Genomic DNA, 7,357 nt, shown 5'->3' with positions numbered 1-7,357 from the left:
CCGGCCTCGTGGGGTCCGCGGTCAGAGCGGCTTGAGACCGCCTCCGTCGAGGAGGTAGGCGGGCGCGATCTCGGCGGCGTCGTGTTCGAGCAGCTTGAGGATGCTGTGGCCCGCGATTCGCGGCGTGAGCAGGGGCTCGTGGCTCTTGAGGAACTCCTCGATCGGCATCCCGGCCTGGGCGGCGTACGCCGCGACGGCCGGGCGGCCGACGCCGGTCGTCGGGGAGAACTTCGACATGATCGAGGTGAAGGCCAGGTCGAGGCCCTCGCGCTTGACCTCCCACCGGGCGTAGTCGGTGACGAACCGCTGGGTGGCCTTCGCGCCGGCGTACCCGCCGCTCAGGGGGGACCCGCCGAGGGCCGCGCCACTGCTGAAGACGACGAACCGGCCCCCCGGGGCGAGGGGGTGCATGAGCGCCTCGCGCACCCACTGGAAGGTGATCCGCACGTCGGTCTCCCAGGCGGCCGCGAAGGTGTCCCAGGACTGCTCCTGCAACCGACGCATGTGCGGGACCGCCCCGGCGACGATGATGATGTTCGTCGGCTGGTACTCGTCGAAGATCCGGGCCGGGAGCCCGCTGTCGGTCGCGTCGGCGAGGACCTCGCGGATCTGTCCGGAGTCCCGGGCCGCGCTCTGGCCGCCCCGGGTCCGGGAGACCGCGACGACGGGGACGTCGGCGTAGGCGAGGACCTCGGCCACGCCGCTCCCGATGCCGCGGCTCGCGCCCACCACGACGGTGGTCTGGTCTGGTGTGGATGCCATGCTCACTCTCCTTGGGGTCGTTCAGCCCGCAGCACGAAGCCGCTGCCGGGCGATCTTTCCGACGGGGGTCTTGGGGATCTCGTCGATCTGCTCGAAGCGACGCACCTTCTTGTACGGCGCGACGCGGGTGTTGACGAACTCGAGGACCTCGGCGGCGTCCAGCGGGTCCGCGGAGACGACGTAGGCCTTCGGGACCTCGCTGGCCTCCTCGTCGGGAACACCGACCACGGCCGCGTCGAGAACCTGCGGGTGGGTGAGGAGGATCTGCTCCAGCTCGGTCGGCGAGACCTGCTGACCCTTGTACTTGATGACCTCCTTGAGCCGGTCGCCGATGGTGAGGGTCCCGTGCTCGTCGACCCGGCCGAGGTCCCCGGTGCGCAGGTAGCCGTCGGCGTCGAACGCCGCCGCCGTGGCGTCGGGGTCACCGAGGTAGCCGGCGGTCACGTGCGGCCCGAGGATGCGCACCTCGCCGACCGCGCCGTCCGGCAGCTCCCGCTCCGTCGTGGGGTCGACGACCCGGACGGAGACCCCGGCGGACGGCAGGCCGACCGAGGCGGTGGCGCTGCCGAAGTCGCGTTGCATCACCGACATCATCGCCTCGGTCATCCCGTACCCCTGGGCCAGCCCGCAGCCGAGCCGCTCCCGGCACCGACGGGCCAGACCCGGCTCGAGGGCGGCGCCGCCGCACACGATCCGGCGGACCGAGGACATGTCGTACTCGTCGACGAGGGGACTGCGGGCGAGGAGCGAGACGATGGTCGGCACGACGTAGAGCCGGGTGACCCCGTGCTCCTGGACGGCCGACAGGTACCTCGCGGGGTCGAACCGCGGCATCGTGACGACGGTGGCCCCCTGCGCCAGGGTGGCGCAGAGGACCATGACCAGCCCGAAGGCGTGGTGGAACGGGGCGACCGCCAGGGTCGACTCGTCCGGGTCGAGCGGGATGCCGTGGACGGTCTGGAGGGTGGCCGCGACGAGGTTGCCGTGGGTGAGCGCTACCGCCTTGGGGTGACCCGAGGTGCCGCTGGAGAACATGATGGACGCCAGCGCTCCCGGGTCCGCCGGGACGCCCGGCGACGGGTCGCCGCCGCGCTCCGCGAGCTCGTCGAGCGTCGCCCACGGGCCGGCCGGCCGGCCGGTCGTGAAGACGTCGCCGGCCTGCGCGTCCGACGCGCAGTACAGCGCCGTCTCGTCGGAGTCGGTGACGAGGGCCCGGACACCCACCGCGCGGACCTGCCGGACGTGGTCGTCCGGGAGGTCGAGCGGGTTGAGGTGGAGCACCGCGCCGCCGGCCGCGAGCGCCGCGAGGTAGGCGACGACGTGGTCCGGCGAGTTCGCGGCGCTCAGCGCCAGGACGTCGCCCGGTCCGAAGCCGGTCTGCTCCAGGCCGGCGACGACCCGGCCGACCCTGTGCCGGAGCTCCTCGTACGTGTAGGTGCTCCCGTCGGCGTCGGCGGTGACCGCCACCCGGCCCGCCTCCCCGGCGTCGAGCGCCAGCCGGTGGAGGGGGGTCGGGGGCAGGTCGAGGTCAGGCAGATCGCTTCGAAGCGTCATCGGCCTCAGTCCTGGAGTACGTGGCGATCCCGGGCCGGAAGCTCCGCTTCTCGAACTGCTTGAGGGCGACGGTGATCCACTCGTTGTCGCTGAGCCGCGAGAGCTCCCACAGCTTGGCCTGGTCGTAGTCGATGGCGCGCGGCAGGTCCATCGTCGTCGTCGCCTCGTAGACCTCCTTGGCCAGGCGCAGGGTCACCGGGTTCTTGTTGACGATCCGGGCCACCATCGCGTCGACGGCGGCCTCGAGCTCCTCGGCCGGGACGGCCTGGTTGACCAGGCCGTACTGCGCGGCCTCGGTTCCGGTGAGCGTGGCGCCGGTGAGGATGTAGTAGAGGGCCTGCTTGCGCGGCATGTTGTGGGTGACCGCCCAGGTCGCCCCACCTGCGGGGAAGATCCCGAAGTTGATCTCCGACAGCCCGAACTTGACGTCCTCGGCCGCCACGGCGAGGTCGCACAGGCCGGTGACCTCGAAGCCGCCGCCGAACGCGTACCCGTTGACCTGCGCGATGGTCACGAGCGGGAAGGCCTTGAGTCGCTGGAACCACTTCAGGGCGGCTAGGTTCGTGCGGTAGAAGAGGTCGGCGTCCTCGAAGGGTTGGAGGAAGCACTCCTCGAGGTCCATACCGGCGCTGAAGCTGTTGCCTGAGCCGGTGATCACGAGAACCTTGAGGTCGCGGCGCTCCTCGAGAGCGTCCAGCGCCGTGTTCATGTCCAGGTGCATCTGGGGGTTCATGGCGTTCTTCTTGTCGGGCCGGTTAAAGGTGATCGTGGCCCTGGGGGCCTCGATCTCGACCGTGAGCGTCTCTAGCTCCATGGCGATGACTGCCTCTCGATGTCGCGGACGGGGTCATGACGTCCTTCCGAGCATGCAGACCCCGGAGAGCTCGCGCTTCTTCTGGATTGCGGACCCGTGCCATCCGGATAGGGCAATGCGCGAGAAGCGCTCGCGGTGGGCGCGCTGACACCGTGGCCGGATGACTCTTCTCGTGCGCCCGCCCGCCCAGGCAGCTCCCACCCCTCGGGCCCGGCGGGCCGTGCCCGTCGTCCTGGGCAGCGCTGCGGCCGGGGTCCTGCTCGCCGTGCTGTGGTCCTTCGATCTCGTCGACGGCGTGATCGGCAAGACCGTCGCCGACACCCTCCTCGGGCACGACGCGAAGGCCGACGCCATTGGTGGCACGGTCGCCGGCCTTGTCTTCGCCTTCGTCTCGGGGCTGGCCGGCACGTTCACCGCATGCAACATCGCGATGGCCGCCTCGGTGGGGCCGATGAGCCAGGTGAGCCGCACGGGGCGGGGCTCGGCGGGGCTACGGGCGGTGGTGCGCCCGGTCTGCTGGCTCGCGGTCGGCATGCTCGCGGTCTCGGCGACCTACGGGTTCGTCGGGGTCCTCGTCGGTGACCAACTGCCCCAGCTGTCGAGCGCGAGCGCCGCCGGGATCCCGCTCCGGCTCTGGCAGGCGATGGTCGTCTTCGGCGTCATCGGACTGGTGTTCACCGCCGTCGGCGCCGCGAGCCTCGGCCTGCTGCCGGACCCGTTCGCGCAGCGGCGCGTCGCCCGCGTCGTCACGCTCGGCGCACTCGTCGGGGGCTTCCTCGTCGGCCGACCGTTCCCCCTGTTCGGCAAGCTGTTCCGCTGGGCGGTCGATACCGGGAACCCCCTCTACGGCGCCGGGGCCTTCGCCCTCCAGTCGTTGGGCAACATCGCCGTCGTCTCGGTGCTGTTCACCCTCGTCGTCCTCGTGACCCGCGGCCGGGTTATCGACTGGCTGACGGTGGACCCGGTGCGGGGCATGACGCTCAGCGGTTCGCTGCTCGTCACGCTGGGCGTCTTCACCGTCGTGTACTGGGACATCCGGCTCCCGGCGATGTTCGGACATGGATGGTTCCCAGTGATGCCGTACAACGGGTGAGGTCGCAGCGCTGCTGAGCAGCGTGCATCCGCCCCTCACGCGTTGTTCTGTGCCTCCTGCTGGGCGGCGTGGCGGGAGAGCACCTCGGTCAGCTTGTTCGCGCCGGCGACGACGGTGGCGGCGTGCAGCCGTCCGGGCTGGCGCGAGAGCCGCTCGATGGGGCCGGAGATGGAGACCGCCGCGATGACCCGGCCGCCGGGGGAGCGGACCGGCGCGGAGACCGAGGCGACGCCCGGTTCGCGTTCGCCGACGCTCTGCGCCCAGCCGCGGCGGCGCACGCCCGACAGGGAGGTGGCGGTGAACGCCGCGCCCTGAAGCCCGCGGTGCAGGCGGTCCGGCTCCTCCCAGGCGAGGAGCACCTGGGCCGCGGACCCGGCACGCATCGAGAGGGTGGCGCCGATGGGGATGGAGTCGCGGAGGCCGACCGGCCGCTCGGCCGCCGAGACGCACACCCGGTACTCGCCCTGGCGGCGGAAGAGCTGGGCGGACTCGTTCGTGTGGTCGCGCAGCGCCCCGAGGACCGGCCCGGCCGCGGCGAGCAGCCGGTCCTCGCCGGCGGCGGCGGCGAGCTCGGCGAGGCGCGGGCCGAGGACGAAGCGGCCCTGGAGGTCGCGGGTCACGAGGCGGTGGTGCTCGAGGGCGACGGCGAGACGGTGGGCCGTGGGCCGAGCGAGCCCGGTGGCCGAGACGAGCTGGGCGAGAGTGGAGGGACCGGCCTCGAGGGCGGAGAGCACGATGGCCGCCTTGTCGAGGACACCGACCCCGCTGGTGTTGTCCATGCCTTGATATTGACGTCTCATTGCCTGAGACGCAAGTCCCGTCGCCGTGTCCCCGTGCGAATCTCGGAGGACCGGCGAGGGCGCCCCTGACGCCCGTGCCCGCATCTATGACCCCGGCCCGTACCCCGTGGCCCGTTCCCTGGAGGTGCCCCAACATGGCCGGAACCCTGGCCGAGAAGGTGTGGGAGTCCCACGTCGTCCGTCGCGGAGACGGCGAGCCGGACCTCCTCTACATCGACCTCCACCTCCTCCACGAGGTGACGAGCCCCCAGGCCTTCGACGGCCTGCGGATGGCCGGGCGCCCCGTCCGCCGCCCCGAGCTCACCCTCGCCACCGAGGACCACAACGTCCCGACGACACCCGGCCCGATCACCGACCCCGTCAGCCGCACCCAGGTCGAGACGCTGCGCCGCAACTGCGAGGAGTTCGGCGTCACGATCTACCCGATGGGCGACGCCGAGCAGGGCATCGTCCACGTCGTCGGCCCGCAGCTCGGCCTGACCCAGCCCGGGATGACGATCGTCTGCGGCGACAGCCACACCTCCACGCACGGCGCCTTCGGGGCGCTCGCCTTCGGGATCGGGACCTCCGAGGTCGAGCACGTCCTCGCCACCCAGACCCTCCCGCTCAAGCCGTTCAAGACCATGGCGGTCACCGTCGAGGGCGAGCTCGCCGACGGCGTCACCGCCAAGGACATCGTCCTCGCGGTCATCGCCAGGATCGGCACCGGCGGGGGGCAGGGCTACGTCATCGAGTACCGGGGCAGCGCCATCCGCGCCCTGTCCATGGAGGCCCGGATGACCGTCTGCAACATGTCGATCGAGGCCGGCGCCCGCGCCGGGATGATCGCGCCGGACGAGACGACGTTCGAGTACATCCGGGGCCGCGACCACGCACCCTCCGGCGCCGACTGGGACGCCGCCGTCGCCGCGTGGTCCGGGCTGCGCAGCGACGACGACGCCGAGTTCGACACCGAGGTCGTCCTCGACGCCGGCAGCCTCACGCCGTTCGTCACGTGGGGCACCAACCCCGGGCAGGGCAGCCCCCTCGGCGAGGCCGTGCCCGACCCCGAGCTCATGGGCGACGACAACGACAAGGTCGCGGCCCGGCGGGCGCTCGAGTACATGGGCCTCGCCGCCGGTACCCCCTTGCGCGAGATCCACGTCGACACCGTGTTCGTCGGCTCGTGCACGAACGGCCGGATCGAGGACCTCCGCGCCGCCGCCGCTGTCATCGAGGGCCGGCAGGTCGCCGACGGCGTGCGGATGCTCGTCGTGCCCGGGTCGGCACGGGTGCGCCTCCAGGCCGAGGAAGAGGGCCTCGACGACGTCTTCACCGCCGCCGGCGCCGAGTGGCGGCTGCCCGGCTGCTCGATGTGCCTCGGGATGAACCCCGACCAGCTGGCCCCGGGGGAGCGCAGCGCCTCGACCTCCAACCGCAACTTCGAGGGCCGCCAGGGCAAGGGCGGACGCACCCACCTCGTCAGCCCGCTCGTCGCCGCCGCCACCGCGGTACGCGGCACGCTGTCCAGCCCTGCCGACCTCGAGCCCGTGGAGGCGACCGTCTGATGGAGAAGTTCACGACGCACACCGGCATCGGGGTCCCGCTGCGGCGCAGCAACGTCGACACCGACCAGATCATCCCCGCCGTCTACCTCAAGCGGGTCACGAAGACCGGCTTCGAGGACGGCCTCTTCGCCGCCTGGCGAGGCGACGAGACCTTCGTCCTGAACGACCCGTCCTTCTCGGCCGGCTCGGTGCTCGTCGCCGGCCCCGACTTCGGCACCGGCTCCTCGCGCGAGCACGCGGTGTGGGCGCTCATGGACTACGGCTTCCGGGCCGTCATCTCCTCGCGGTTCGCCGACATCTTCCGCGGCAACAGCGGCAAGCAGGGCCTTCTCACGGCGCAGTGCAGCCAGGACGACGTCGAGCTGCTCTGGAAGCTGCTCGAGAACGAGCCCGGGACCTCGGTCACCGTCGACCTCGAGTCGCGCACCGTCACCGCCGGTGAGATCACGGCCCCGTTCGAGGTCGACGACTACACCCGGTGGCGTCTTCTCGAGGGTCTGGACGACATCAGCCTCTCGCTGCGGCACGCCGACGACATCACCGCGTACGAGGGCGGGCGCCCCTCGTGGAAGCCACGGGTGACCGCCTGACACGTGCCCTGCGCAGTTCCCCGCGGGGGCCGGCGGGTGGCCTGCGCGGCACCAGGGCAGCACCTCAGGGACGAAACACGCCGTCCCTGAGGTGGACCCACGTCTCGGGATGGGCATAGCGTCGTGGGGGCCGGCGGGGGGGGGGGGGGGGGGGGACCCCCCCCCGGGGGGGGGGTCACCCCCCCCCCCCCCCGGGG

7 protein-coding genes are annotated in these 7,357 nt (G+C 72.1%); 3 read left to right on the top strand and 4 right to left on the bottom strand.

Annotation, left to right across the window (positions count from 1 at the left end):
* Positions 1 to 21: 21 nt before the first annotated feature.
* The 3 genes from JQN72_RS11175 to JQN72_RS11165 are packed head-to-tail and all read right to left on the bottom strand — an operon-like array spanning position 22 to position 3,130.
* A complete protein-coding gene (locus JQN72_RS11175) occupies positions 22 to 762 on the bottom strand; it encodes an SDR family oxidoreductase (RefSeq protein ID WP_204135275.1) in 741 nt (246 codons plus the stop codon).
* 21 nt (positions 763 to 783) lie between these two features.
* Positions 784 to 2,316, bottom strand: a complete 1,533-nt coding sequence (locus JQN72_RS11170) for an AMP-binding protein (protein WP_204135274.1) — start codon at positions 2,314 to 2,316, stop codon at positions 784 to 786.
* On the bottom strand, positions 2,291 to 3,130 hold the full coding sequence (locus JQN72_RS11165) for a p-hydroxycinnamoyl CoA hydratase/lyase (protein WP_204135273.1): 840 nt from the start codon (positions 3,128 to 3,130) through the stop codon (positions 2,291 to 2,293). The genes JQN72_RS11170 and JQN72_RS11165 overlap by 26 nt, the downstream gene beginning before the upstream one ends.
* A gap of 160 nt (positions 3,131 to 3,290) precedes the next feature.
* Between JQN72_RS11165 and JQN72_RS11160 the strand changes: the two genes are divergently transcribed.
* The gene (locus JQN72_RS11160) at positions 3,291 to 4,223 is read left to right on the top strand and encodes a hypothetical protein (RefSeq protein ID WP_204135272.1); all 933 of its coding nucleotides are present in this window, start codon (positions 3,291 to 3,293) and stop codon (positions 4,221 to 4,223) included.
* A gap of 35 nt (positions 4,224 to 4,258) precedes the next feature.
* Here the strand turns inward: JQN72_RS11160 and JQN72_RS11155 are convergent, their stop codons facing one another.
* Positions 4,259 to 5,002: an IclR family transcriptional regulator gene (locus tag JQN72_RS11155; protein ID WP_204135271.1), complete on the bottom strand. Its 744-nt coding sequence runs from the start codon at positions 5,000 to 5,002 to the stop codon at positions 4,259 to 4,261.
* 155 nt (positions 5,003 to 5,157) lie between these two features.
* Here JQN72_RS11155 and leuC point away from each other — a divergent pair, with 155 nt between their 5' ends.
* Complete coding sequence (gene leuC / locus JQN72_RS11150) at positions 5,158 to 6,570, top strand: 3-isopropylmalate dehydratase large subunit (protein WP_204135270.1); 1,413 nt, start codon at positions 5,158 to 5,160, stop codon at positions 6,568 to 6,570.
* On the top strand, positions 6,570 to 7,160 hold the full coding sequence (gene leuD, locus JQN72_RS11145) for a 3-isopropylmalate dehydratase small subunit (RefSeq protein ID WP_204135269.1): 591 nt from the start codon (positions 6,570 to 6,572) through the stop codon (positions 7,158 to 7,160). The genes leuC and leuD overlap by 1 nt, the downstream gene beginning before the upstream one ends.
* Positions 7,161 to 7,357 lie beyond the last annotated feature (197 nt).

This window comes from Phycicoccus sp. CSK15P-2 (genome assembly GCF_016888005.1).
In the GTDB taxonomy this organism is placed as follows: domain Bacteria; phylum Actinomycetota; class Actinomycetes; order Actinomycetales; family Dermatophilaceae; genus Phycicoccus.
This window is presented reverse-complemented; position numbering and strand designations above follow the sequence as displayed.

Bases quoted from the DNA above. Each gene is read 5' to 3' on its own strand.
- JQN72_RS11165 (WP_204135273.1), bottom strand. From the start codon at position 3,130: ATGGAGCTAGAGACGCTCACGGTCGAGATCGAGGCCCCCAGGGCCACG.
- leuD (WP_204135269.1), top strand. From the start codon at position 6,570: ATGGAGAAGTTCACGACGCACACCGGCATCGGGGTCCCGCTGCGGCGC.
- JQN72_RS11170 (WP_204135274.1), bottom strand. From the start codon at position 2,316: ATGACGCTTCGAAGCGATCTGCCTGACCTCGACCTGCCCCCGACCCCC.
- JQN72_RS11160 (WP_204135272.1), top strand. From the start codon at position 3,291: ATGACTCTTCTCGTGCGCCCGCCCGCCCAGGCAGCTCCCACCCCTCGG.
- JQN72_RS11175 (WP_204135275.1), bottom strand. From the start codon at position 762: ATGGCATCCACACCAGACCAGACCACCGTCGTGGTGGGCGCGAGCCGC.
- leuC (WP_204135270.1), top strand. From the start codon at position 5,158: ATGGCCGGAACCCTGGCCGAGAAGGTGTGGGAGTCCCACGTCGTCCGT.
- JQN72_RS11155 (WP_204135271.1), bottom strand. From the start codon at position 5,002: ATGGACAACACCAGCGGGGTCGGTGTCCTCGACAAGGCGGCCATCGTG.